The organism is Streptomyces sp. NPDC050549 (genome assembly GCF_040655035.1).
GTDB lineage: Bacteria > Actinomycetota > Actinomycetes > Streptomycetales > Streptomycetaceae > Streptomyces.
Map to the genome: position 1 here is coordinate 179,949 of NZ_JBFAJD010000017.1, position 24,043 is coordinate 203,991.

The following is a 24,043-nucleotide window of genomic DNA, read 5'->3' on the forward strand; positions in this document are numbered from 1 at the left end:
GCACCCCAGGAGTACGCCCATGACCACGACCGAACACCCTCCCAGTCGCCTGCGCTCCTGGATGCTGGAGGGCCTGGCCGACATGGGCAAGGGTGGCGGCCAGCAGGTGCCGCAGTCCGTGCCGGAACCCGAGCAGCAGGCCCACAAGGGCCAGCGCTGGTGGCGGGTGATGTGCCTGACCGGCGTCGACTACTTCTCCACCCTCGGCTACCAGCCGGGCATCGCGGCCCTGGCGGCCGGACTGCTGTCGCCGGTCGCGACCGTCGTGCTCGTGATCGTGACGCTCGCCGGCGCCCTGCCCGTGTACCGGCGGGTGGCCGAGGAGAGCCCGCACGGCGAGGGCTCCATCGCGATGCTGGAACGGCTGCTGTCCTTCTGGAAGGGCAAGCTGTTCGTTCTCACCCTGCTCGGCTTCGCCGCGACCGACTTCCTGATCACCATCACCCTGTCGGCCGCCGACGCCTCCACCCACCTCGTGGAGAACCCGCACCTGACCAGCGTCCTGCACGACAAGCAGATGCTGATCACGCTGATCCTGGTCGCCCTGCTCGGCGCGGTGTTCCTCAAGGGCTTCCTGGAGGCGATCGGCGTCGCCCTCTACCTGGTGGCGATCTACCTGAGCCTCAACGTGGTGGTCGTGGTCGTCGGCATGTGGCACGTGCTCACCGAGGCCCATGTGGTCACCGACTGGACCAGCGCCCTCACCACCGAGCACGGCAACGTCTTCGCCATGGTCGGCGTGTCCCTGCTGGTCTTCCCCAAGCTGGCGCTGGGCCTGTCCGGCTTCGAGACGGGTGTGGCCGTCATGCCGCACGTCGAGGGCGACCCGGACGACACGCACGACAACCCCAAGGGCCGTATCCGGGACACCAAGAAGCTGCTGACGACCGCCGCGCTCATCATGAGCGTGTTCCTGATCGCCACCAGCTTCATCACCACCGTGCTGATCCCGGAGAAGGAGTTCAAGACGGGCGGCCAGGCCAACGGCCGCGCCCTCGCCTATCTCGCGCACGAGTACCTCGGCAACGCCTTCGGCACGGTCTACGACCTCTCCACCATCGCCATCCTGTGGTTCGCCGGCGCCTCCGCGATGGCCGGCCTGCTCAACCTGATGCCGCGCTATCTCCCGCGCTACGGCATGGCCCCGCACTGGGCGCGGGCCGTCCGCCCGATGGTGATCGTCTTCACCCTGATCGCGTTCCTGGTCACCTGGATCTTCGACGCCAGCGTCGACGCCCAGGGCGGCGCCTACGCCACCGGCGTCCTCGTCCTCATGTCCTCCGCCGCGATCGCGGTGACCATCTCCGCCCGCCGCGCCCGCCAGCGCAACTGGACGATCGCCTTCGGGGTCGTCTCCGCGGTCCTCCTCTACGTCACCGTCGTGAACGTCATCGAGCGCCCGGACGGTGTGAAGATCGGCGCCTGCTTCATCGCCGGCATCATCCTGGTCTCCCTGCTGTCCCGACTCGCCCGCGCCTTCGAACTGCGCGTGACCAGCGTGACCTTCGACGACATGGCGGAACGATTCATCCGGGACATCGCCAGCCGCAAGATCCGCTTCATCGCCAACGAACCCGACCGCCGCGACAAGGCCGAGTACCGGGACAAGATCGAACAGATCCGCAACGACAACGACCTGCCCGAGCAGGAGGACTTCGTCTTCGTCGAGGTGACGGTCCTCGACGCCTCCGAGTTCGAGGCCGGCCTGACGGTCCACGGCGAGGTGCTCCACAACCGCTACCGGGTGCTGACCCTGGAGTCGTCCTCCATCCCCAACGCCCTGGCCGCGCTGCTCCTCAACGTCCGCGACACCACCGGCTGCACCCCGCACATCTACTTCGAGTGGACCGAGGGAAACCCCTTCGCCAACTTCCTCCGCTTCTTCCTCTTCGGCCAGGGCGAGGTCGCCCCGGTCACCCGAGAGGTCCTCCGCGAGGCGGAACCGGACCGCGCCCGGCGCCCGCGCGTCCACACGGGCTGACCGTTCGGGCCTCCTTGTCGCCGGCACCGTAAGAGACACGACAAAATCCGGTCCCGCAGCGTAAGAGGCCCGTCAGGGGCCCGCGCGTCGGGACCGGGGCGGCCTACGGTCGGCCCCATGCGGTACAGCAGCCCACCACCGGACCCGGCCGGCGACCGCCACTGGCGTGGCGACGCCCGGCTGGCGGCGGGCTGCGCGCTCGGTTTCCTCTCCATGACCCTGCTGGTCGACTGGAACGCCGGAACCCTGACCCTGCCCCGCGCGCTGCTGTGGTTCGCCATGTCGGCGGCGCTCTGCGCCGTGCTGCTCCCGCACCGCGTCACTGCGGGCCCCGGCTGGCTCACCGTGGACAGCCCGCTGCTGCGCCGCACGGTGCGCACGGACGCGCTGACGGTCGTACGGCAGTACGGCGATGTCTCCGCGCGTCTGGTCCTGCGGGACACGCACGGACAGTGGCTCGAACTGGACCCCCGGGTGCTGGTCGCCAACCCCCTCCTCTGGCACGAACTGGACACGGGCATACGGCACTCGATGGAGCGCGGCACACTGCGCCAGGGCACCGAGGTCCTACGTCACCTGGGCCACCTGATCGACGACGAGACGGCCCGGTCGGTGCTCAGGGCGTCGGGGATTTCCTGACCTTGCGCCGGGTCCGGCGTATCAGGACCTTCCCGAACCCGAGTTGACCGACGATCTCTATCCGCAGCCCGACCGGAGCCCCGCCGTCACCCGGCCCGCGCGTCTTGACCTTGCTGTAGTTGAGCACCAGGTCGTCGGTGTTCACGACGACGCCCGGCGGGAGCAGCAGCCGCAGCGCACCGAGGTGCATGTCCAGGTCGATGCGCAGCGTGGCCTGGGTGATCACCGCCTGTGTGAAGTCGAGTGTCACATCGCCCAGGCGCGACTGGATCTCCAGCCGGCGCGGCACCACCCAGCCGTCACCGCGCCGCGTCGAACCGCCGTTCTGCTCGATGCGGGCGACGTCCTTCACCTCGACCGGAGTCGCGCCCGCCACCACCGGGAGGTCGGCCGTCAGGACCGCCAGCTCTCCCAGCGTGCGGGCGGACAGGGCGGCCTCGACGCGCTCGTCGAGCTCCTCGACGGTCAGCCGTCCGTCGCCGGCCGCGCCGGTCAGCACGTCCACGACGCGGTCCCGGTCCGCATGCGAGGCCCGCAGCCCGGTCGTGCCCGTCAGCTCACCCGACATACCCTCACCCCGATCGACGACCTGCGCTATATCGCGTTATACCCCAGAGCCAACCCCTCGTCCACCGACTTCCGCTTCTGCCCCCAGGGCCTGTCAGGCGGGCCCTGTCGCGGACGCGGGGTGTGGCACGCACATCTGCCGCGTTGTCGTCTCCCTCCTGCGACCTGACCCGCCGGACAGGCCCTAGGGTGGCGCGTATGCAGTCCTACACAATCGGCCAGGCGGCGCGGCTGCTCGGCGTGAGTCCCGACACCGCGCGCCGGTGGGCCGACGCGGGCCGGGTGAGGACCCACCGCGACGAGGGCGGCCGGCGGCTCATCGACGGTGTCGATCTGGCCGCGTTCTCGGTCGAGTTGGCGAAGTCTGGTGTCGTCGAGGAGGGCACCTCCTACACCTCGGTGCGCAACGCGTTCCCCGGCATCGTCACCGCGATCAAGCTCGGTGACGTCGCCGCCCAGGTCGAGATCCAGGCGGGCCCGCACCGGCTCGTCTCGCTGCTGACCCGGGAGGCCGTCGAGGAACTCGGCCTGGAGGTGGGCATGGAGGCCACCGCCCGCGTGAAGTCGACGAACGTACATATCGACCGCGTGTGAGGCGGGCGGCGGCCCCGGCCGTCATCCGAAGGCGACGATCCCGTCCGTCACTTGTTGACCGAATAGGAGTGCGCGCCGGTCCCCGCCAACGCGCCCCCGTCCACTATCAGGTACTCGTCGCGGATCGGCCGCCCGGCGAAGAACGCCTCCAGGATCTCCCGGGTGCCCGCCGCGTACCGGGCCTGCGCCGACAGCGAGGAACCGGAGATGTGCGGGGTCATCCCGTGGTGCGGCATGGTGCGCCAGGGATGGTCCGCCGGAGCGGGCTGTGGGAACCACACGTCACCGGCGTAACCCGCCAACTGCCCGCTGCGCAGCGCCCGGTCGACGGCGTCCCGGTCGACGATCTTCGCCCGCGCGGTGTTGATGAGATACGCGCCGCGCTTCGTCTGCGCGAGCAGTTTGTCGCCGAACAGCCCCTCCGTCTCGGGGTGCAGCGGCGCGTTGATGGTGACGACGTCGCAGTGCGGCACCATGTCCTCGGCGCTCTCGTGCCAGGTCAGCCCCAACTCCCGCTCCACGTCCTCGGACAGCCGGTACCGGTCGGTGTAGTGCAGCTTCACGTCGAAGGGCGCGAGCCGCCGCAGCACCGCGAGCCCGATCCGCCCGGCGGCGACCGTCCCCACGTGCATGCCTTCGAGGTCGTACGAACGGGCCACGCAGTCCGCGATGTTCCAGCCGCCGTCGAGCACGACCTGGTGGGACGGCAGGTAGTTGCGCACCAGGGACAGCGTGATCATCACGACGTGTTCGGCGACGCTGATGCTGTTGCAGTACGTCACCTCCGCGACCGTCACACCGTGGGAGATCGCCGCGTCGAGGTCGACGTGGTCGGATCCGATGCCGGCGGTGACCGCGAGCTTGAGGTTCTTGGCGGCGGCGATCCGCTCCGGGGTCAGGTACGCGGGCCAGAACGGCTGCGAGATCACGATGTCGGCGTCGACCAGTTCCCGGTCGAAGACCGAGCCCTCACCGTCCTTGTCGGAGGTGACGACCAGGGTGTGCCCGGCGCCCTCCAGGTAGGCACGCAGGCCGAGTTCACCGGAGACGCTGCCGAGGAGGTGGCCCGGGGTGAAGTCGACCGCCTCCGGGGTGGGGGTGGTCTGGCCGCCGGGGTAGTGGTCGATCACGGGCAGGCCGTCGCGGGCGTACGAGGTGGGGTATCCGTCGGTCGGGTCGTCGTACAGGACGCAGAGAACCTTGGCCATGTCGCGGCTCCTCAACTCCGTTGTCGGAAGGTGCACTTCACGATCCTCGGAGTGATTCGCCCTGGTCAAAGCGAACGTTGCTATGCCCGGATAGCCCGCGTCTATCAGCGTCCGTCGCCCAGGTAGGTGTGCAGCAGCTCGTCGAGCGCGTCGCGTACGCCCGCCTCCCGCGCCACCTTCAACAGGGCTTCCGCCAGCACCGACTGGGGTTCGCTGCGGGCGACGACCAGTCCCACTCTGGGACCGTGCGCGGGCCCGTTCAGCGGAACCACCCGCATCCCCTCCGGTACGTCGAACATGTGCAGCCATGCGTGCGAGATCACGCTCGACCAACGCCCGCCGGGCAGCAGTGTGTAGAGCCCGGCGACACTGTCCGACTCGATCGCCGGGCAGGCCGTCGCCCCCTCGGCGGCGAAACACTCGTCGATGATGCGGCGGTTGCGCATCCGCGAGTTGAGGAGGCAGAGCGGGAGGGTGGCCGCCTGGGCCCAACTGGCCTTGCTGACACCGGCGAGTGGGCCGCCGACGGGCGTCAGCAGGACGTACCGCTCCTCGTACAGCGGGAAGCGGCGGACGTTGCGCAGGCTGTCGTCGTCCAGGTACGTCATCGCCGCGTCCAGCTCGAACTCGGCGAGCCCGTGCCTGATGTCGACGGACGACAGCGACTCCAGGGCGACCCGGGCCCGGGGATGCCGTTCGCAGAACGGGGTGGTGAGGAGGGAGGCGGGGGGCAGCGCGGTCGGCACCACGCCCAGCCGCAGCGTGCCGGTCAGGCCGCCGCGCAGGGCCGACAACTCCTGGTGCAGGGCGTCCCGTTCGGCCAGGATGCGGTGCGCCCAGGCGAGCACCACCTCGCCCTCCGGGGTCAGCCCCTCGTACTTTCTGCCGCGCCGCACGATCGGCACGTCCAACTCGTGCTCCAGCCGTCGGATCGCGGCCGACAGCGAGGGCTGCGAGACATAGCAGGCCGCCGCGGCGCGCGCGAAGTGCCGCTCACGGGCGAGCGCGACGAGGTACTCCAGCTGACGCAACAGCATCCCTGACCTCCCCTGTGACGTGCAGGCTAGGCGCTGTCCGTCCGGCGCAACAGGGCCGCCCACAGGTCGAGGCGGCCCCACTCTTCGAGAACGTCCGCGTCGACGAGCACGGCGCGGTGGAGACGGCCGCGTTCCGCCGCTGCCGGCTCCCGCGGTACACGGACGCGCCGCGCGCCGAGGTCCACTTCATGGAAACGGCGGACGCCATCGGGCCGTTGGGCGCCAAGTCGATGAGCGAGAGCCCCTTCAACCCGGTCGTGCCCGCCTTCGCCGACGCCCTGCGGGACACGACGGGCGTCCGATTCACCGAGCTTCCGCCGATCCGCGACCGGGTGTGGCCGGCGCTGGCCAATTCGCCGCGCCGTACCCCCGTCCACCCGTATCGCACTGATCCCACTGATGTGCCGGGCCCCGCAACCGTCCTGTGGAAGCACCAGTTGCGGTCCGGCACGGTCGAGCGGGGTGTCGTCGATGCTCACAGCGAGCAGAACTGGGGCATGAGCGAAGTCGGGGTCGATCTCGGCCCAGGACAGCAGCGCGTGGTGCCCGTCCGTACCGCTCACCGCGATGAGGAAGCGCAGCCGGTCCTTGCGGCGGACGGGGTCGAAGCCGGGACCGGCCGCGGGCAGGACGTCGTAGAGCCGTGGTCCCGCGAAGCGGTGCACCTGGGTGCCGCTGGTGGCGCACTCGAAGCCGACCCCGACCCGGTGCAGCGGCCAGTTCAGCAGGTCCGGCACGGTCAGCCGGGCAAGGCGGGCGAGGTCCCCCGTCAGGTCGAGCTGCGCGAGCGTCACGAGCCATCACCTCCCGGAGTGTGGTACCCGGACGGCAGTCCCGTACAAACGCACATGCACACCTCACAAGCGAATAGTGCAGCTCATGCGATGTGACAGGAGACCTACACCTTGCATATGCGGCAGTATCATCACGGCACGGCCGTTGCGGCCGGGCAAGGGCGCGACAACCCCTTATCGGCAGAATCAGAGGAGTAGAACCGTGATGACCCGTTCCGCGCGTCGGACCCGCCGGACCCTGCAGGTTGCGGGGGCCGGAACCGCCGCGCTGCTGGCCCTGAGCGCCTGCTCCTCCAGCGACGACTCGTCCTCCTCGAAGTCCGGCTCCTCGGCGTCCGCGTCCCCGAAGATGTCCGGCACCGTCACCGTCTTCGCCGCCGCCTCGCTCCAGGAGTCCTTCACCACCCTGGGCAAGGAGTTCGAGAAGGCACACCCCGGCACCAAGGTCACCTTCAACTTCGGCGGCTCCGACACCCTGGCCGCGAGCATCACCGGCGGCGCCCCTGCCGACGTGTTCGCCGCCGCGAGCCCCAAGACCATGGCGATCGTCACGGACAAGGGCGACGGCGTCGGCACGCCCGCCACCTTCGTGCGCAACCAGCTGGAGATCGCCACCCTGCCGGGCAACCCCGACAAGGTGACCTCCCTCAAGGACCTCACCAGGTCCAGCCTCAAGGTCGTGCTCTGCGACAAGACGGTGCCGTGCGGCGCGGCAGCCCAAAAGGCGCTGACGGCAAGCAGGTTGAAGCTCACCCCGGTCTCGTACGAGGCCGACGTCAAGTCCGCCCTCAACAAGGTGGTGCTGAAGGAGGCCGACGCCGCGGTCGTCTACAAGACCGATGTGCACGCCGCCGGCAGCAAGGTGCAGGGCGTGGAGTTCCCCGAGTCCGCCGACGCGATCAACGACTACCCGATCGTCCTCCTCAAGAACGCGCCCAACGCCGTCGCCGCCAAGGCGTTCATCGCGCTCGTGCAGTCCGCCGAGGGCCAGAAGGTGCTGTCCGCGGCGGGCTTCCTCAAGCCATGACCAAGCTCGACACCTCCGACGCCGCGGCCGAGACCCTGAAGGGCGGCCCGCGGCGTCGCCGTGTCCGGATGTCCGGACACGGGGTGCCGTTGCCCCTGCTGGTGCCCGCGCTCGTAGGGCTGGCGTTCCTGCTCCTCCCGCTGCTCGCCCTGCTGGTACGGGCCCCCTGGCGGTCGCTGCCGTCACAACTCACCAGCACGGAGGTCTGGGAGGCGCTGCGACTCTCCCTGCTGAGCGCGACCTTGGCGACGGCAGTGTGCCTGGTCCTGGGTGTGCCGCTGGCCTGGCTGCTGGCCCGCACGGAGTTCCCCGGCCGCGGCCTCGTCCGGGCCCTGGTGACCCTCCCACTGGTCCTGCCCCCGGTGGTGGGCGGCGTGGCGCTGCTCCTGGCGCTGGGCCGCAACGGTGTCGTGGGCCAGTGGCTGGACTCGTGGTTCGGCATCACGCTCCCCTTCACCACGACCGGTGTCGTGGTCGCGGAGGCGTTCGTGGCGATGCCGTTCCTGGTCATCAGCGTCGAGGGCACGCTGCGCGCCGCCGACCCGCGCTACGAGGAGGCGGCCCAGACCCTCGGCGCCTCCCGCTTCACGGCGTTCCGCCGGGTCACGCTCCCCCTGATCGCCCCGGGCATCGCGGCGGGCTCGGTGCTCGCCTGGGCCCGCGCGCTGGGCGAGTTCGGCGCGACGATCACCTTCGCCGGCAACTTCCCCGGCCGCACCCAGACCATGCCCCTCGCGGTCTACCTGGCCCTCCAGAACGACCCGGAAGCGGCCATCGCCCTCAGCCTGGTCCTGCTGGCCGTGTCGATCGCGGTCCTGGCGGGGCTCCGGGACCGCTGGATGACCACATCATGAGCGACCTCATCACCACAGCCGACGAGGGCCTCGACGCCCGTCTCGTCGTGGACCGCGGCACGTTCCGCCTCGACGTCGAGCTGAGCGCGGCACCCGGCGACGTAGTCGCCCTGCTCGGCCCCAACGGCGCGGGCAAGACGACCGCGCTCCGCGCGCTGGCCGGCCTGGTTCGCCTGACGGACGGTCATCTACGGCTGGACGGCACGGAGTTGGACCGTACGCCGCCGGAGTTCCGCCCGGTAGGCGTCGTCTTCCAGGACTACCTCCTCTTCCCGCACCTCACCGCCCTCGACAACGTCGGTTTCGGCCCGCGCTGCCAGGGCGCGACCAAGGCGGAGTCCCGGGCCATCGCCGCCGAGTGGCTGGAGAGGATGGGCCTCACCGAGCACGCGGGCACCAAGCCCCGCAGACTCTCCGGCGGCCAGGCCCAACGCGTTGCCGTGGCAAGGGCGTTGGCGACCCGCCCACGCCTCCTGCTCCTCGACGAACCCCTCGCCGCCCTGGACGCCCGCACCCGCCTGGACGTACGAGCCCAACTCCGCCGCCATCTCGCGGAGTTCGAAGCGGTAGCCGTCCTGGTCACCCACGACCCCCTGGACGCCATGGTGTTGGCCAACCGACTGGTGGTGATCGAGCACGGCACGATCGTCCAGCAGGGCACCCCCGCCGACATCGCCCGCCACCCACGCACGGACTACATCGCCCAACTCGTCGGCCTCAACCTCTACAAGGGCCTCGCCGACGGCCACACGGTCACGCTCGACGCCGGCCCCACGATCACCACCACGGAGCACCTGACCGGCGAGGTGTTCGTGGCGTTCCCACCAAGCGCGGTGACTCTCTTCCGAGACCGCCCGACCGGCGCCAGCGCCCGCAACCTCTGGCACTGCGAGGTAGCGGGCCTGGAAACCCACGGCGACCAGATCCGCGTCGACCTGACCGGTGAACTCCCCCTGGCGGCAGACCTGACGACACCGGCAGCGGCCGAACTGGACCTGCATCAGGGGGCGTCGGTCTGGGCAACGGTCAAGGCAACCCAGACCCACTCGTATCCCGCGTGAGCACCCGCGCCCCTTTTCCTGGGGCGCGGGGCTGTATCGATTTGTGGCTCCGCCACGGGGCGCGACCAGCCACGACGGCGCAGCAACCGAGGAACTCAGTCCTCGTACGCATCCAACGGCGGGCAGGAACAAACCAGGTTCCGGTCGCCAAAAGCCTGGTCGATCCGCCGCACAGGCGGCCAGTACTTGTCGGCAACGGAAACACCCGCCGGGAAGACAGCCTCCTCGCGCGAGTAGGCGTGCCCCCACTCCCCGCCGAGCGCGGCGGCGGTGTGCGGCGCGTTCCGCAACGGGTTGTCCTCGGCCGGCCACTCCCCCGCCCCGACCTTCTCGATCTCCCCGCGAATCGCGATCATCGCCTCGCAGAACCGGTCCAGCTCGATCAGGTCCTCGGACTCGGTCGGCTCGATCATCAGCGTACCGGCCACCGGGAACGACATCGTCGGCGCGTGGAAGCCGTAGTCGATGAGCCGCTTGGCGATGTCGTCGACGGAGACACCGGTCGCCTTGCTGATCGGCCGCAGATCGATGATGCACTCGTGCGCGACGAGCCCGCCGGGCCCGGTGTAGAGCACGGGGTAGTGCGGTTCGAGCCGCTTGGCGATGTAGTTGGCGGAGAGCACGGCCACCTGCGTGGCCCGCTTCAGCCCCTCGCCGCCCATGAGCCGGACGTACGCCCAGGAGATCGGCAGGATGCCGGCCGAGCCCCAGGGCGCGGCCGAGATGGGCCCGACTCCCGTCTCCGGCCCGGCCGCAGGCTGCAACGGGTGGTTCGGCAGATACGGCGCGAGATGCGCGCGCACGCCCACCGGCCCGACACCCGGCCCACCGCCGCCGTGCGGAATGCAGAACGTCTTGTGCAGATTCAGGTGCGAGACGTCGCCGCCGAAGTGGCCCGGCTTGGCCAGCCCCACAAGGGCGTTGAGGTTGGCGCCGTCGACGTAGACCTGCCCGCCGGCCTCGTGGACCTGCGCGCAGATGTCGGCGACGTGTTCCTCGAACACCCCGTGCGTGGACGGGTAGGTGATCATCAGCACGGCGAGTTCGTCGCGGTACTGCTCGATCTTCGCCCGCAGGTCCTCGACGTCGATCTCGCCGTCCTCGGCGGTCTTCACGACGACGACCTTCATGCCGGCCATGACGGCGCTGGCGGCGTTGGTGCCGTGCGCGGACGACGGGATCAGACACACGGTCCGCTGCTCGTCGCCGTTGGCCCGGTGGTATCCGCGCACTGCCAGCAGCCCGGCCAACTCGCCCTGCGAACCGGCGTTGGGCTGCAGCGACACCTTGTCGTACCCGGTGACCTCGGCGAGCCGGTCCTCCAGCTCCCTGATGAGCGTGAGGTATCCCTGCGCCTGCTCGGCGGGCGCGAAGGGGTGCAGCTGCCCGAACTCGGGCCAGGTGACCGGCTCCATCTCGGTGGTCGCGTTGAGCTTCATCGTGCAGGAGCCCAGCGGGATCATGCCCCGGTCGAGCGCATAGTCCCGGTCGGCGAGCCTGCGCAGGTAGCGCAGCATCGCGGTCTCGGAACGGTGGTCCCGGAACACGGGGTGCGTGAGGTACGCGTCGTTCCGCAGCAGCGCCTCGGGCAGCGTGTCCTCGGCGGTCGCGTCGAGCGCCTCGATGTCTCCGTCGACGCCGAACGCGGTCCATACGGCGACCAGTTGGGCGCGCGTGGTGGTCTCGTCGCAGGCGATGGACACCTGGTCGGCGTCCACGAGGTGGAGGTTGACCCCGTCCTCGCGGGCGGCGGCGACGACCTCGGCGGCCCGGCCGGGAACGCGCGCGGTCAGCGTGTCGAAGTAGCCGCCGTGGACGATCTCGACACCACCGGCGGTGAGCCCGGCAGCGAGGATCGTGGCGTACCGGTGCGTCCGCCGCGCGATGCCCTTGAGCCCCTCGGGTCCGTGGTAGACGGCGTACATCCCGGCCATGACGGCGAGGAGCACCTGGGCGGTGCAGATGTTGCTGGTGGCCTTCTCACGGCGGATGTGCTGCTCGCGGGTCTGCAGGGCGAGGCGGTAGGCCTTGTGTCCGTCGGCGTCGACGGAGACGCCCACGAGCCGCCCGGGCAGGCTGCGCGCGAACTTCTCGCGCACGGCCATGTATCCGGCGTGCGGGCCGCCGAAGCCCATCGGCACCCCGAAGCGCTGCGTCGTACCGACCGCGATGTCCGCTCCCAGCTCGCCCGGCGACTTCAGCAGCGTGAGCGCGAGGAGATCGGCGGCGACGGTGACGAGCGCGCCGAGTTCGTGCGCCTGCTCGATCAGCGGCTTGATGTCGCGTACGGCACCGGAGGCGCCCGGGTACTGCACGAGCACGCCGTTGATCTCACGCTCGGCGATCTCGGCCGGGATGCCCTCGCTGAGGTCGGCGACGACGACCTCGACACCGGCCGGCTCCGCACGAGTCTCGATCACGGCGACGGTCTGCGGCAACGCGTCGGCGTCGACCAGGAACAGACCCTTCTTGTTCTTGCCCATACGCCGCGACAGGGCCACGGCCTCGGCGGCGGCCGTCCCCTCGTCGAGCAGGGAGGCGCCGGAGGTCGGCAGCCCGGTGAGGTCGGCGACCATGGTCTGGAAGTTCAGCAGGGCTTCGAGCCGCCCCTGGGAGATCTCCGGCTGGTACGGCGTGTAGGCCGTGTACCAGGCCGGGTTCTCCATGACGTTGCGCAGGATCACAGGCGGGGTGAAGGTCCCGTAGTACCCGAGCCCGATCATCGAACCGAGGACCTCGTTGCGGTCCGCGAGGGAACGCAGTTCGGCCAGCACCTCGGCCTCGGTGCGGGCGCCCGGCAGGTCGAGGGAGTCGGCGTTCTTGATCACATCGGGGACCGCGGCGGCCGTGAGCTCGTCGAGCGAGCCGTAGCCGACCTGCGCGAGCATCTTGGCCCGCGCCTCCTGGTCGGGACCGATGTGGCGCTGCTCGAACGGGATGCCCTGTTCGAGCTCGGAGAGCGAAGTGCGAGGGGCGGTCATTTTGGGAGGCCTCCTGGTCGGACACGACCTTCGAGGGCACCACGACAGTGGGGTGCCGGACGGCCTCCCCCTCTGTCATCTCAACCTGAGAGCTTCACCGGTCACCCGAGGGTCACCGGCTTTCACCGTCGGTGAGAGCGGGGGCCGTCGCCGGCTCCCGCCCTGCTTTCCAGAGTGACCTCGTCCGTGCGGTACGTGAGCCTGCGAGATTCCGGGGAGGATTTGCTCCTTCGGCGCCTCCGATGAAGTCTGGAGGACTCTCCCGCACGGGGTCAGCAGCCGTTCGCCAGCCTACCAGCGAGCGGTGCAGCCGAGCTTTCGAGTGGCCACCGGCCCGAATGTGCTCTTTTGTAGAGTTTACGAATGAGTTGCGACCAGGAGGAGGGCCCGTGCAGACCGATATCGATCCGCGCAACCTGATCGGCCGCAAGGCGTTCGACCGCACCGGCGCCAAGATCGGCACGATCGACGAGGTCTACCTCGACGACGCGACCGGTGTACCGGAGTGGGCGGCCATACGTACCGGCCTGTTCTCCAGGGACGCCTTCGTCCCCCTGGAGCCCAGCGAACTGATCGAGGGCACCCTGCACATCCCGTTCGACCGCTCCCTGATCAAGGACGCCCCCGACTTCGGCGTGGGCCGCCACCTCTCCCCCGACCAGGAACTCCAGCTCTACCACCACTACGGCCTCGACGTGGCCCCACCGCCCTCCCTCCCGGACCGCGACTTCGGCAAACTGGCGGGCTCGGACGACACCTGAGCCGAGGCAGCGGGAGGGGCGGCGGGTCTTCGATTCTCCGGGGGCGGTGCCACCAACTGCCCTGATGCCGCGGTCGGTTCACCCGCGTCCCGCGTCACCAACGGCAGCGGCTCCGCCGGCTCCAGCTCGGGATCGTCGGTCCGGAAGGTCCGTACCCGCCCGGGCCCCACGTCCTCCGGCGTTTCGAATCGCACGGTGACCCGCCCCAGCCCGCTGCCCTGCACCCACCCGTGCCCGAACCCGGAGTGGCGCACATCGTGGCCCGAGGGCCAGCGCCGCTCGACGGGCGCCGTCTGCTCCCCGCCCTCTTCCTCCTCCGCGTGCTCCTCCTCAAGAAGGTCGGCCTGCTCGCCCGCCGCCTGCGCGAACAGGTCCTCCTGCGTGTAGTCGGCGAGCCCGGAGACCCCCACCCCGAGCAGCCGCACCCCGCCCGTGGTGTCCACGGAGTCCAGCAACCGCGCCGCGGCCTCCCGCACCACCCCCGGATCGTCGGTGGGCCCGCGCAGCGTCTCGGAGCGCGTCAGCGTCGAGAAGTCGTACCGCCGCACCTTGAGCACGATCGTCCGCCCCGACAGCCCGGCGCCACGCAGCCGCCGTACACACCTGTCGGCGAGGCGCTGCACCTCCAGGCCCACCCGGATCCGGTCGTGGATGTCCACGTCGTAGGTGTCCTCGACCGACACCGACTTGGTCTCCCGCTCGGCCACCACGGGCCGCTCGTCGTGCGCGAGCGCCATGGCGTACAGCGCGTGCCCGTGCGCCTTGCCGACGAGTCGCACGAGCTCGTCCTCGCCCGCCTCGGCGATCTCGTCGACCGTGGTGATCCCGGCCCGCCGCAGATGGTCGCCCGTCGCCGGTCCGACCCCCGGCAGCGTGCGCACCGACAACGGTCCCAGCAGCGCCCGCTCGCTCCCGGGCTCGATCAGCACCAGCCCGTCGGGCTTGGCACGCTCGGAGGCGATCTTGGCGAGCATCTTGGAGGCGGCGAGGCCGACCGAGCCCGTGAGCCCCGTGACCGCCCGTATGTCGGCGCGCAGCCGCTCCCCGGCCCGCCGCGCGGACTCGGCGTCCCAGGCGGCCTCCCCGGCCTCCAGGTCCACGAACGCCTCGTCCAGGCTCAACGGCTCCACGAGCGGCGAGAGCGCCCGCAGCAGCGCCATCACCTGCTCGCTGATCGACCGGTAGAAGCCGAAGCGGGGCACGAGATATGCGGCATTCGGAGCGAGCCTGCGCGCCTGGGCCATGGGCATCGCCGAGTTCACCCCGAAGACCCGTGCCTCGTACGACGCGGTGGCCACCACCCCGCGCGGCCCGAGCCCGCCCACGACGACGGCCTTCCCGCGCAGGCTCGGCTTGGACGCCTGCTCCGCCGAGGCGAAGAAGGCATCCATGTCGAGATGCAGGATCGTGGGCGCGGTTCTCACATCTCCGATGCTGCCCTACGCCACTGACAATGCCCCGCCACAGCTCCTGCCGGGCCCTCAGACGGCCCGGTTGCGCCGCCTGGCCAGTTCGTCGGCGGGGTTGACCCCGACAAGCGTCTCGCCGGTGTCGACGCGCTCCCCGTGCAGCTGCGACAGGGCGCTCTCCACATCCCGCCACACCACGCCCACGGCGATCCCGAAGACCCCCTGGCCGCCCTGGAGCAGGGCGTGGACCTCGTCCGGCGAGGTGCACTCGTAGACCGTGGCGCCGTCGCTCATGAGCGTCATGCGCTCCAGGTCGCGGAAGTCGCACTCCCGCAGGTGCAGAACGGCGCTGCGGATGTTCTGCAGCGACACACCCGTGTCGAGGAACCGCTTGACGATCTTCAGGACGACTACGTCGCGGAAGCTGTAGAGCCGCTGCGTCCCCGACCCGTGTGCGGGCCGCACGCTGGGCTCGACGAGCCCGGTGCGCGCCCAGTAGTCCAGTTGCCGATAGGTGATGCCTGCCGCCGCACAGGCCGTAGGGCCCCGGTAGCCGATCTGCTCGGACGCCATGGACGTCGCCCCTCCGCTGCTCGGCACGGCAGTGGGTCGATGCGGAGCGTGATCGGCCGCACTGCCATGAAGCGGGTACGGGCCACTGTCCCCGAAACTGCGTTCCGGGGCACCCCCAGCCGTACCGTCGCCGCTGCTTCTCACGCCGACCTCCGTCCTTGACCTGCCTTCTCGACGGTAGGCAGTCACCAGGGGTGCGTCAACGATCGCCACGCTAGGCACGCCGAGTGATAATCACCCTAGGAGTGGTTTCCCGTACCCCACCGCGGGGAAAGGCTAGCCGAATGCTCTCGCGGCGGGCCGCAGGACGCTCTCACACGCCGGTGGCAAATGCCAGCATTTCTCTGCCGGCCGTCGGTCTCACTGGCTGTTGGTCCCGAAGTCCTCTGGCGAGATCTGGTCGAGGAACTCGCGGAACTTCTCCACCTCGTCCTCCTGCTCGTCCGGGATCGCGATGCCGGCGTCGTCGAGCACGCCGTCGCTGCCGTAGATCGGCGTCCCGGTACGCAGTGCCAGCGCTATGGCGTCGGACGGGCGGGCGCTCACCTCGACTCCGCTGGCGAACACCAGCTCGGCGTAGAAGACGCCCTCACGCAGATCCGTGATGCGCACTTCGGTCAGCTCCTGGCCGACGGCTTCCAGCACGTCCTTGAACAGGTCGTGGGTCAGCGGTCGTGCGGGGGCCATGCCCTGCTGCGCGAAGGCGATCGCCGTCGCCTCCCCGGGCCCGATCCAGATGGGGAGGTAGCGGTCGCCTCCCACTTCACGCAGGAGCACGATCGGTTGGTTGGAGGGCATTTCGACCCGGACACCTACGACATCGAGCTCGTTCACACAGCAACCCTAGGCCGTGCCCGGGACGTTTGGGTAGTCGGGCCGGGATCGGGTGACCGATCAGGCTGCCGCAATCCCGCCCGGCTCAGGGCAGGCGCACGCCGAGCGCGGTCTGCACCAGCGCGGCGTGCAGCTTCACCGTGAGCCCCGCCAGTTCCTTCGTACGGGCCTCCGCGTGGGCCCTGGTCTGCGGATTGCGGTGCCGCTTCAGCGGTGCAACCACCTGGTCGACGAGCCCGGCCTCGCGGTCCGCAGCGGCCTTCATCGCGCGCAGGTGCCGGGGTTCGATCCCGAACCGCCCCAGCTCCAGGACGAGCCCGGCCACGGTGACGGCTTCCGCGTCGTACACGCCGTCCGGCAGTGGAGCGATGAGCCCGTACGACTCCCACTCGTCGAGCTCCTGCTCGCCGATCCCGGCGGCGGCCAGCAGCTCCGCCCGCCCGATCCGGGCCGCCGTGGGGCCCTCCACGGGCTCCAGGACGACTTCGCCGTCGCGTTGACGGCCTACAGTGGGCAGCGGGGCGGCCTCCCCGCGCTCCATGGCATCGAGGTGCTCGCGGATCACCTTGAGCGGCAGATAGTGGTCCCGCTGCATCCGCAGGACATGGCCGAGGCGCTCGACGTCGGCGGGGCTGAACTTGCGGTAGCCGGAAGGGGTCCGCTGCGGCTCGATGAGCCCCTCCGACTCCAGGAAACGGATCTTGGAGATGGTGACTTCGGGGAACTCGTCGCGCAGCGTGTTCAGCACCGTGCCGATGCTCATCAGCCCGGTGTCCGCGGCGGCGGTACCGTGCCCGGCACCGCCGCTCGGTGTTTGAAGCATGGACCTTCCTGGGGGAATCCCCCGGACTCAGTCCGAGGAGGGTCAGTAACCCCGCTGGCTCGCGTAGAACACCAGCCGGTACTTGCCGATCTGCACCTCGTCACCGTTGGCCAGGGGGACCGAGTCGATGCGCTCACGGTTGACATACGTGCCGTTCAGGCTGCCGACGTCGGCGACCGTGAAGGAACCGTCGGCAACGCGCCGGAACTCCACATGGCGGCGCGAGACCGTCACGTCGTCCAGGAAGATGTCGCTCTGCGGATGACGGCCGGCCGTGGTCAGCTCGCCGTCCAGCAGGAAGCGGCTGCCCGAGTTCGGACCGCGGCGCACCACCAGCAGCGCCGAGCCCAGCGGCAGCGCGTCGACGGCCGCCTGCGCCTCCGGGGAGAGCGTCGGCATCTGTGTCTGCCCGGTCACCTCGGCGTCGTAGGCCTCGAGACCGGAGATGGAGATCGTGGACGTCGTCTCGGACGCACGCTCCGGGGTCACACCGGGGCGCAGTGGCGCACCGCAGTTGGAACAGAAGCGGCTGTTCTCCGCGTTGCGGTTACCGCACCTCGTACACACCAGGGCCGACATAGGGGAAAACCCTCCACCCGTACTTGAGGTTGACGGTTGCCCGAAACCTATGTCGCCGGACTGCGCAGGGTCAACCGACGGCGTGCCCTGACCAGCGACCTGGTCACGGAACAGCGGACGCTGGCCCTCCGCGTCCGGTTGTGCGCGATGGCGAGCGGTCTGATTGTCGCCACTCTCTTTCGCACTCTTGCCGAACAACTTCGCAAACAACTTCACGGGCGATTCCCCTTGACCGAAACAGACCCGCCCGTGGGGCAGGACGAACCCTGATTGAACACACCGGTCGACCCGGACATCCTCACAACGTCCGTATCCACCAGACAGTTTCCACCACGCACCACCCAATCGGTGCGTCGACCCCCCGCAACCTCATGCCCTCGCCGGACGGTCCCCATGCACCCCCGGTTCACCGGGAGGACGACCGAGCGTAGTCAGGCTGCTTCGCGGCCCGCAAGGCATCCACGACGATCTTGCTCGACCGCCCGACGGTAACGGTGGCCTGCTCCTTCTCCAGAGTCTGCACCACGCCTCCAGGGATGTTGAGCGCCGGTTCGAGATCCTGCGGCTTGCCGATGACCTTGAAACGATAGGGGGCGTTGATCTTGTTCCCGTCGACACTCACGCTCTTGTCGGAGTCCGTCAGATAGGTGCCGGCCACCACACGTACGCCGTTCACCTGGATCGCCTCCGCGCCGGCCGCGCGCAACTCCTGGACCGCATCGAGCAACATGTCCGCCTCGACCGTTCCCTTCGTGTCATCGATGGTCATCGTGATGCCGGGTCCCTGCGCCGCCACGGTGCCCGCCAGAATGCCGAGTTGCTTCTCCTTCTCGGCGGTCTGCTTGCGGGCCTCCTCGGCCTGGTCGGAGCTGTTCTCCAGCTCGTCGCGCTGTTTCTGCAGACCCTGCTTCTCGTCCTCAAGACGCTGAGTACGGTCGTCCAGTTCATCGAGAATGCGCACAAGATCTTCCTGCCGGGCCCCACGCAGCGCGCTGTCGTTGTTGCTGTTCGAGGCGACCTGCACGGCCAGCCCGAAGCCGAGGCCGAACAGCAGCACGGCGACGATGAGTTGGGCCCTGCTGGCGCGCGGCGGCCAGAGCCCCTGCACCAGCCGCTGCCGACCCGTGACGGTGGGAGCAGGCGTCTCCTCGGCGACCGGCGCCTCCGCAGAAGCAGACGCCGGTACCTCTTCGGGCAGTTCCCTGCGCAGCCTGTTCTCCGGCTGCTCGTCCTCGTTGCTCATCGACGTCACGCCCGGAAGACATGCCGACGAATGGCCGCGGCGTTGGAGAAGATCCGGATCCCGAGAACGACCACGACACCCGTGGACAGCTGGGCGCCCACGCCCAACTTGTCGCCCAGGAACACGATCAGCGCGGCCACGACCACGTTCGACAGGAACGACACCACGAAGACCTTGTCGTCGAAGATGCCGTCCAGCATCGCCCGCAGACCACCGAAGACGGCGTCGAGCGCCGCGACGACGGCGATCGGCAGATAGGGCTCGACAACCACCGGCACCTCAGGCCGGACCAGGATTCCGGCCACCACTCCCACGATGAGGCCCAGTACGGCGATCACGATGTGCCCTTCTCAGTTCTCGGCTGTGCTGTACGTACGATCACACTCGGCGCGGCGGGCAGCCGGAGATCGCTCTCCACGGCGATGGCCGCCCTGATGCCGTAGTTGTCTTCCAGAGCGTTCAGATAGAGCCCGTCGGCACCGTTCTGGAACCTCGTGCTCAGACGCTTCCCGTCCCCCACCGCGAGCACCGTATAGGGCGGCACGAGTGGCCTGTTGTCGACCAGTATCGCGTCGCCCGCGGCCCTGATCGCGGACAGCGCCGTCAACCGCTGCCCGTTGACGGAGACCGCCTCGGCGCCCGCCGCCCACAGTCCGTTGACCACGCGCTGCATGTCGCGGTCGCGTACCCGCCCGGTGTCGGAGAAGTCCGCGGTCTCACGCGGGTTGTCGCCCCCGCCGCTGCTGGCTTCCTTCGCGTCGTCGACGACGAGCTTCACACCGGGGCCGTGCACCGCGGTGGCACCCGACAGCATGCTCACCAGGTCCGCCTGGCCGCTGCCGCCACTGGTCTTCAGCGCCGCCCGCTGCCGCGCGCTCACGTCGTCCCGGAGCGTGTCTACGGTGTCTTCCAGCTTGTCCGCCGACTTGGTCTCATTGTCGATACGGTCGATCAGTTCCTGGCGCTCCTTGGCCACCACGGGGGCCGCCACCCGCGCCTGCGCCGCTCCCAGGGTGACGACAAGGGCCGCCAGCACCAAGCCGGCTGCGAGACCGAGCTTCGTCCGGAGGGTCTTCGGCATGCCGCTCGCGCCCTCGGCCTTCTTCCGGGCGGCGGCCTCTGCGTACCCCTCGTCGAGGCTGTGGTCCATGACGTTGGTGAGCAGCGACATGGATGCGTCCGGACGCGCAGGGCGCGTGGGTGTGCTCCGAACGGGGGGCTGCTGCGGCATGTCGCACATCGTCGCACGTGGTGGCCTGTACCTCCGAATGGCCCCACCGGCGTGCCGGACAGGCCCCCTTGGGGAGGCATGTCCGGCACGCGCGCGCTCCGTGTTTTACCGTCCGGCGCTGTCCACAACCGCCGCCCACTCGTCCAACAGGGCCTGTGCGGAAGCGTCGTCGGGCCCTTCGGCCCACAGATGAGTAACCGCCTCGGCCGGGTCCGGCAACACCATCACCCAGCGCCCGTCGGTCTCCACCACCCGTACACCGTCCGTCGTATCGACAAAGCGATCACCGGCCGCTTCCACGACCCGGCGCATCACAAGTCCCTTGACGGCCCAGGGAGTCGCGAGATCCCGTTTCAGGACGTGCGCCCGCGGAATCCTGGCATCGATCTGGCTCAGCGTGAGTTGCGTCCGCGCCACCAGCCCGATGAGTCGTACGAAGGCGGCGGCTCCGTCGAAGACACTGCTGAACTCCGGGATGATGAAACCGGCCTTGCCGTCCCCGCCGAAGATGGTCGACTCGTCGCGACCGACTCTGGTCAGGTCGTCGGGCGAGGTCGTCGTCCACTCGACCTGCGTCCCGTGATAGGCCGCCACCTGCTCGGCGATCCTCGTGGTGGTCACCGGCAGCGCCACCCGCCCACTGCGCCGCTCGGCGGCCACCAGGTCGAGCATCACGAGCAGGGCCCGGTCGTCCTCGACGATCCGACCCTTCTCGTCGACGAGCGACAACCGCTCGCCGACCGGGTCGAACCGCACCCCGAACGCCGCCCGCGCGGAGGCCACGATCTCCCCGAGCCGCACCAGCCCCGACCGCCGCGTGTCCGCGGTCTCCGTCGGCCTGGACTCGTCGAGACCGGGATTGATCGTCAGCGAGTCCACACCGAGCTTGCCGAGAAGGCTGGGCAGCACGAGCCCGGCGCTGCCGTTCGACGCGTCCACCACGACCTTCAGGCCGGAGTCGGCAATTCCGGTCGTGTCGACATTCCGCAGCAGGGACCCGGTGTACGAGTCGAAGACGCTGGCCGGGAAGTGCAGGTCCCCGATCTCACCGGGGAACGCACGCCGGTACTCCTGGCGCGCGAACACCCGGTCCAGCTTGCGCTGACTCCCCTGCGAGAGGTCGGCGCCCTGGCTGTCGAAAAACATGATGTCGACGGAGTCCGGCACCCCGGGTGTGGTCCGGATCATGATTCCGCCGGCACTGCCCCTCGCGGTCTGCTGCCGGGCCACGGGCAGCGGTACGTTCTCCAGGTCCCGTACGTCGATGGCGCTGGTCTGCAGGGCGGAGATGACCGCCCGCTTGAGCGCACGGGCGCCTCGGGAGTGGTCCCGGGCCGTGGTGACCGTGGAGCCCTTCTTGAGGGTCGTGGCGTAGGCCCCGGCAAGGCGCACCACGAGTTCCGGCGTGATCTCCACGTTCAGGATCCCGGACACACCGCGCGCGCCGAAGAGGTGCGCCTGCCCTCTGGACTCCCAGATGACGGACGTGTTGACGAAGGCACCGGCTTCGATCGTCTTGAACGGGTAGACCCGCACATTGCCCTGCACGATCGATTCTTCACCGATCAGGCACTCGTCACCGATGACCGCGCCGTCCTCGATCCGGGCGGCACGCATGATGTCGGTGTTCTTTCCGACTACACAGCCACGCAGATTGCTGTGCTGGCCGACATACACGTTGTCGTGCACGACCGCCCTGTGCAGAAACGCCCCGGTCTTTACGACGACGTTCGAACCGATGACGGTGTGCTCACGGATTTCGGCGCCGGCCTCCACCTTGGCGTAGTCACCGATGTAGAGCGGCCCGCGGAGAACCGCGTCGGGATGCACCTCGGCACCCTCGGCCACCCACACGCCCGGCGACAGCTCGAAGCCGTCGATCTCGACGTCGACCTTGCCCTCCAGGACATCGGCCTGCGCCTTCACATAGCTCTCGTGAGTACCGACGTCCTCCCAGTAGCCCTCGGCGACAAAGCCGTAGACCGGCTTGCCCTCCTTCATCAACTGCGGGAAGACATCGCCGGACCAGTCGACGGGAACATCGGCCTCGACATAGTCGAAGACCTCGGGCTCCATCACATAGATACCCGTGTTCACCGTGTCCGAGAAGACCTGACCCCAGGTCGGCTTCTCAAGGAAGCGCTCGACCTTTCCCTCTTCGTCGACGATGGTGATGCCAAATTCCAGCGGATTGGGCACCCGGGTGAGACAGACCGTGACCAGGGCACCCTTCTCCTTGTGGAAATTGATCAGTTCGGTGAGGTCGAAGTCGGTCAGGGCATCACCGGAGATGACGAGGAAGGCATCGTCCTTCAACGCCTCTTCGGCGTTCTTGACGCTTCCGGCGGTACCGAGTGGCTTCTCCTCATTGGCATACGAGAGCTCCATGCCGAGCTCTTCGCCATCACCGAAGTAGTTCTTGACCAGCGAGGCCAGGAACTGCACGGTGACTACGGTCTCATTGAGCCCATGCCTTTTGAGCAGCCTCAGCACGTGCTCCATGATCGGTCTATTGACCACGGGCAACAGTGGCTTGGGCATGCTTGAGGTCATGGGGCGAAGGCGCGTGCCTTCGCCTCCGGCCATCACTACGGCCTTCATGTCGGAAGCGTCCTCCTCTGAGAGACGACGGTCTAGCCGACTTCACCAGTCCAGATTGTCCCGCACTTTTGCGCAACGGGCCATCGAGCGACTGTTACCGCCCCATCGGCAAGGTCAGTCGGCCGTGGCATCCGCACGCAGCAGGCGGCGGACTTGTACCACGTAGAGGACTCCTGCCCACCAGTACAGCGTTGTACCCCATCCGGCGAACGCCCATCCGAAAATCGCTGCGAGTGACGGAAGCCATCCACTTCCGTCACTGAGCAACAGCAACGGGAACGCGTACATCAGGTTGAACGTCGCGGCCTTACCCAGGAAGTTCACCTGCAGCGGCGGATAGCCGTGACGCCTGAGGATGCCCACCACTACCAACAGAACCAGCTCTCGCGCCAGCAGTGCAGCAGTCAACCAGATTGGCAGAATCTCGCGCCAGGTGAGTCCGACGAGAGTTGAGAGGATATAGAGCCGGTCCGCGGCGGGATCAAGAAGCCGGCCGAGGCTGCTGATCTGGTTCCAGCGCCGCGCGAGCTTACCGTCCAGGTAGTCACTGATCCCGCTCAGCATCAGCACCAGGAGCGCCCATGTGTCGCTCTTGGGGCCTCCGAACTCGGGCCTCAGGATCAGCCACAGGAAGACGGGTACGCCGACGAGGCGCGCCATGCTGAGGATGTTCGGGATGGTGAGCACCCGGTCTGTCTGGACGCGGGTCTCCTGGACCTCCACCCGGGGGCCTCCTGTGGGAAAACGTGCCAATGATGCCCCCTGACCTTACCCCAACGCAAAAAAGCTCTGGCTCTTGGGCTGCATGCCCAAGAGCCAGAGCTCTAAAAGGAGTTCGGCGGCGTCCTACTCTCCCACAGGGTCCCCCCTGCAGTACCATCGGCGCTGTAAGGCTTAGCTTCCGGGTTCGGAATGTAACCGGGCGTTTCCCTCACGCTATGACCACCGAAACACTATGAAACACATCAACCGCACCACTGCCGTGACCATGGCAATGGGGTTGTTCGTGGTTTCAGAACCAACACAGTGGACGCGAGCAACTGAGGACAAGCCCTCGGCCTATTAGTACCGGTCACCTCCAGCGGTTACCCGCCTTCCAGATCCGGCCTATCAACCCAGTCGTCTACTGGGAGCCTTAACCCCTCAAAGGAGGTGGGAACACTCATCTCGAAGCAGGCTTCCCGCTTAGATGCTTTCAGCGGTTATCCCTCCCGAACGTAGCCAACCAGCCATGCCCTTGGCAGAA

General features: G+C 68.9%; 21 protein-coding genes, 2 rRNA genes, 2 pseudogenes and 1 riboswitch. Of the genes and pseudogenes, 8 read left to right on the forward strand and 17 right to left on the reverse strand.

Annotated features, from left to right (window positions below):
- Positions 1-19 precede the first annotated feature (19 nt).
- Entirely contained in the window at positions 20-1,981 is a 1,962-nt protein-coding gene (locus tag AB0I51_RS25040) for an amino acid transporter (protein ID WP_362978647.1), read from the forward strand.
- Between the two features lie 117 nt (positions 1,982-2,098).
- Positions 2,099-2,620, forward strand: coding sequence for a hypothetical protein (locus AB0I51_RS25045; RefSeq protein WP_362978649.1), 522 nt, complete (start codon positions 2,099-2,101; stop codon positions 2,618-2,620).
- On the opposite strand, the gene AB0I51_RS25050 is transcribed toward AB0I51_RS25045, so the two are convergent.
- On the reverse strand, positions 2,598-3,188 hold the full coding sequence (locus AB0I51_RS25050) for a DUF1707 domain-containing protein (RefSeq protein ID WP_362978651.1): 591 nt from the start codon (positions 3,186-3,188) through the stop codon (positions 2,598-2,600). The two genes, AB0I51_RS25045 and AB0I51_RS25050, sit on opposite strands and share 23 nt — an antisense overlap.
- 197 nt (positions 3,189-3,385) lie before the next feature.
- On the opposite strand from AB0I51_RS25050, the gene AB0I51_RS25055 reads away from it, so the two are divergent.
- A complete protein-coding gene (locus tag AB0I51_RS25055) occupies positions 3,386-3,781 on the forward strand; it encodes a helix-turn-helix transcriptional regulator (protein WP_362978653.1) in 396 nt (131 codons plus the stop codon).
- 47 nt (positions 3,782-3,828) lie between these two features.
- On the opposite strand, the gene AB0I51_RS25060 is transcribed toward AB0I51_RS25055, so the two are convergent.
- Complete coding sequence (locus AB0I51_RS25060) at positions 3,829-4,989, reverse strand: NAD-dependent formate dehydrogenase (protein WP_362978655.1); 1,161 nt, start codon at positions 4,987-4,989, stop codon at positions 3,829-3,831.
- Positions 4,990-5,093: 104 nt separating this feature from the next.
- Positions 5,094-6,026 carry a LysR family transcriptional regulator gene (locus AB0I51_RS25065; RefSeq protein ID WP_362978657.1) on the reverse strand — a complete coding sequence of 311 codons (933 nt, stop codon included), beginning with the start codon at positions 6,024-6,026 and terminating at the stop codon, positions 5,094-5,096.
- A gap of 74 nt (positions 6,027-6,100) precedes the next feature.
- On the opposite strand from AB0I51_RS25065, the pseudogene AB0I51_RS25070 reads away from it, so the two are divergent.
- A pseudogene (locus AB0I51_RS25070) lies at positions 6,101-6,373 on the forward strand (aldehyde oxidase); the annotation flags it as partial.
- An 18-nt stretch (positions 6,374-6,391) separates the two neighbouring features.
- Here AB0I51_RS25070 and AB0I51_RS25075 read toward each other — a convergent pair.
- Positions 6,392-6,820, reverse strand: a pseudogene (locus AB0I51_RS25075) (hypothetical protein); the annotation flags it as partial.
- Positions 6,821-7,025: 205 nt separating this feature from the next.
- Here AB0I51_RS25075 and modA point away from each other — a divergent pair.
- From modA to AB0I51_RS25090, 3 genes are read left to right on the forward strand one after another with little or no spacing between them, the layout of a single operon-like run.
- Positions 7,026-7,847 carry a molybdate ABC transporter substrate-binding protein gene (gene modA / locus AB0I51_RS25080; protein WP_362978659.1) on the forward strand — a complete coding sequence of 274 codons (822 nt, stop codon included), beginning with the start codon at positions 7,026-7,028 and terminating at the stop codon, positions 7,845-7,847.
- Positions 7,844-8,701, forward strand: a complete 858-nt coding sequence (locus tag AB0I51_RS25085) for an ABC transporter permease (protein WP_362978661.1) — start codon at positions 7,844-7,846, stop codon at positions 8,699-8,701. The genes modA and AB0I51_RS25085 overlap by 4 nt, the downstream gene beginning before the upstream one ends.
- Positions 8,698-9,762 carry an ABC transporter ATP-binding protein gene (locus AB0I51_RS25090; protein ID WP_362978663.1) on the forward strand — a complete coding sequence of 355 codons (1,065 nt, stop codon included), beginning with the start codon at positions 8,698-8,700 and terminating at the stop codon, positions 9,760-9,762. The genes AB0I51_RS25085 and AB0I51_RS25090 overlap by 4 nt, the downstream gene beginning before the upstream one ends.
- A gap of 95 nt (positions 9,763-9,857) precedes the next feature.
- Here AB0I51_RS25090 and gcvP read toward each other — a convergent pair whose 3' ends face one another.
- The gene (gcvP, locus tag AB0I51_RS25095) at positions 9,858-12,743 is read right to left on the reverse strand and encodes an aminomethyl-transferring glycine dehydrogenase (protein WP_362978665.1); all 2,886 of its coding nucleotides are present in this window, start codon (positions 12,741-12,743) and stop codon (positions 9,858-9,860) included.
- 179 nt (positions 12,744-12,922) lie between these two features.
- Positions 12,923-13,018: riboswitch (glycine riboswitch) on the reverse strand.
- Between the two features lie 114 nt (positions 13,019-13,132).
- On the opposite strand from gcvP, the gene AB0I51_RS25100 reads away from it, so the two are divergent.
- Entirely contained in the window at positions 13,133-13,504 is a 372-nt protein-coding gene (locus AB0I51_RS25100; RefSeq protein ID WP_262061719.1) for a PRC-barrel domain-containing protein, read from the forward strand.
- Here the strand turns inward: AB0I51_RS25100 and AB0I51_RS25105 are convergent.
- The 12 genes from AB0I51_RS25105 to AB0I51_RS25160 form a co-directional block, all read right to left on the reverse strand.
- Positions 13,426-14,928 (reverse strand): DNA polymerase IV, encoded by a 1,503-nt coding sequence (locus AB0I51_RS25105; RefSeq protein WP_362978667.1) that lies wholly within the window; start codon positions 14,926-14,928, stop codon positions 13,426-13,428. The genes AB0I51_RS25100 and AB0I51_RS25105 overlap by 79 nt on opposite strands.
- A gap of 57 nt (positions 14,929-14,985) precedes the next feature.
- On the reverse strand, positions 14,986-15,630 hold the full coding sequence (locus AB0I51_RS25110) for a MerR family transcriptional regulator (RefSeq protein ID WP_093624310.1): 645 nt from the start codon (positions 15,628-15,630) through the stop codon (positions 14,986-14,988).
- Between the two features lie 216 nt (positions 15,631-15,846).
- Complete coding sequence (locus AB0I51_RS25115; RefSeq protein ID WP_006123076.1) at positions 15,847-16,320, reverse strand: bifunctional nuclease family protein; 474 nt, start codon at positions 16,318-16,320, stop codon at positions 15,847-15,849.
- Positions 16,321-16,405: 85 nt separating this feature from the next.
- Positions 16,406-17,143 (reverse strand): MerR family transcriptional regulator, encoded by a 738-nt coding sequence (locus AB0I51_RS25120; RefSeq protein ID WP_093624312.1) that lies wholly within the window; start codon positions 17,141-17,143, stop codon positions 16,406-16,408.
- A 42-nt stretch (positions 17,144-17,185) separates the two neighbouring features.
- On the reverse strand, positions 17,186-18,067 hold the full coding sequence (locus tag AB0I51_RS25125) for an FHA domain-containing protein (protein ID WP_362978670.1): 882 nt from the start codon (positions 18,065-18,067) through the stop codon (positions 17,186-17,188).
- A 61-nt stretch (positions 18,068-18,128) separates the two neighbouring features.
- Positions 18,129-18,965 (reverse strand): DUF881 domain-containing protein, encoded by an 837-nt coding sequence (locus AB0I51_RS25130; RefSeq protein ID WP_362978682.1) that lies wholly within the window; start codon positions 18,963-18,965, stop codon positions 18,129-18,131.
- Between the two features lie 5 nt (positions 18,966-18,970).
- Positions 18,971-19,303: a small basic family protein gene (locus AB0I51_RS25135; protein ID WP_019059351.1), complete on the reverse strand. Its 333-nt coding sequence runs from the start codon at positions 19,301-19,303 to the stop codon at positions 18,971-18,973.
- Positions 19,300-20,136 (reverse strand): DUF881 domain-containing protein, encoded by an 837-nt coding sequence (locus AB0I51_RS25140; RefSeq protein WP_362978672.1) that lies wholly within the window; start codon positions 20,134-20,136, stop codon positions 19,300-19,302. Before AB0I51_RS25140 ends, AB0I51_RS25135 begins: the two co-directional genes overlap by 4 nt.
- A gap of 165 nt (positions 20,137-20,301) precedes the next feature.
- Positions 20,302-22,797 carry a mannose-1-phosphate guanyltransferase gene (locus AB0I51_RS25145; RefSeq protein ID WP_362978674.1) on the reverse strand — a complete coding sequence of 832 codons (2,496 nt, stop codon included), beginning with the start codon at positions 22,795-22,797 and terminating at the stop codon, positions 20,302-20,304.
- A 114-nt stretch (positions 22,798-22,911) separates the two neighbouring features.
- Positions 22,912-23,520, reverse strand: a complete 609-nt coding sequence (locus AB0I51_RS25150; protein WP_362978676.1) for a CDP-alcohol phosphatidyltransferase family protein — start codon at positions 23,518-23,520, stop codon at positions 22,912-22,914.
- A 110-nt stretch (positions 23,521-23,630) separates the two neighbouring features.
- Positions 23,631-23,747: ribosomal RNA gene (gene rrf, locus AB0I51_RS25155) — 5S ribosomal RNA — on the reverse strand.
- Between the two features lie 92 nt (positions 23,748-23,839).
- Positions 23,840-24,043: ribosomal RNA gene (locus AB0I51_RS25160) — 23S ribosomal RNA — on the reverse strand; the annotation flags it as partial.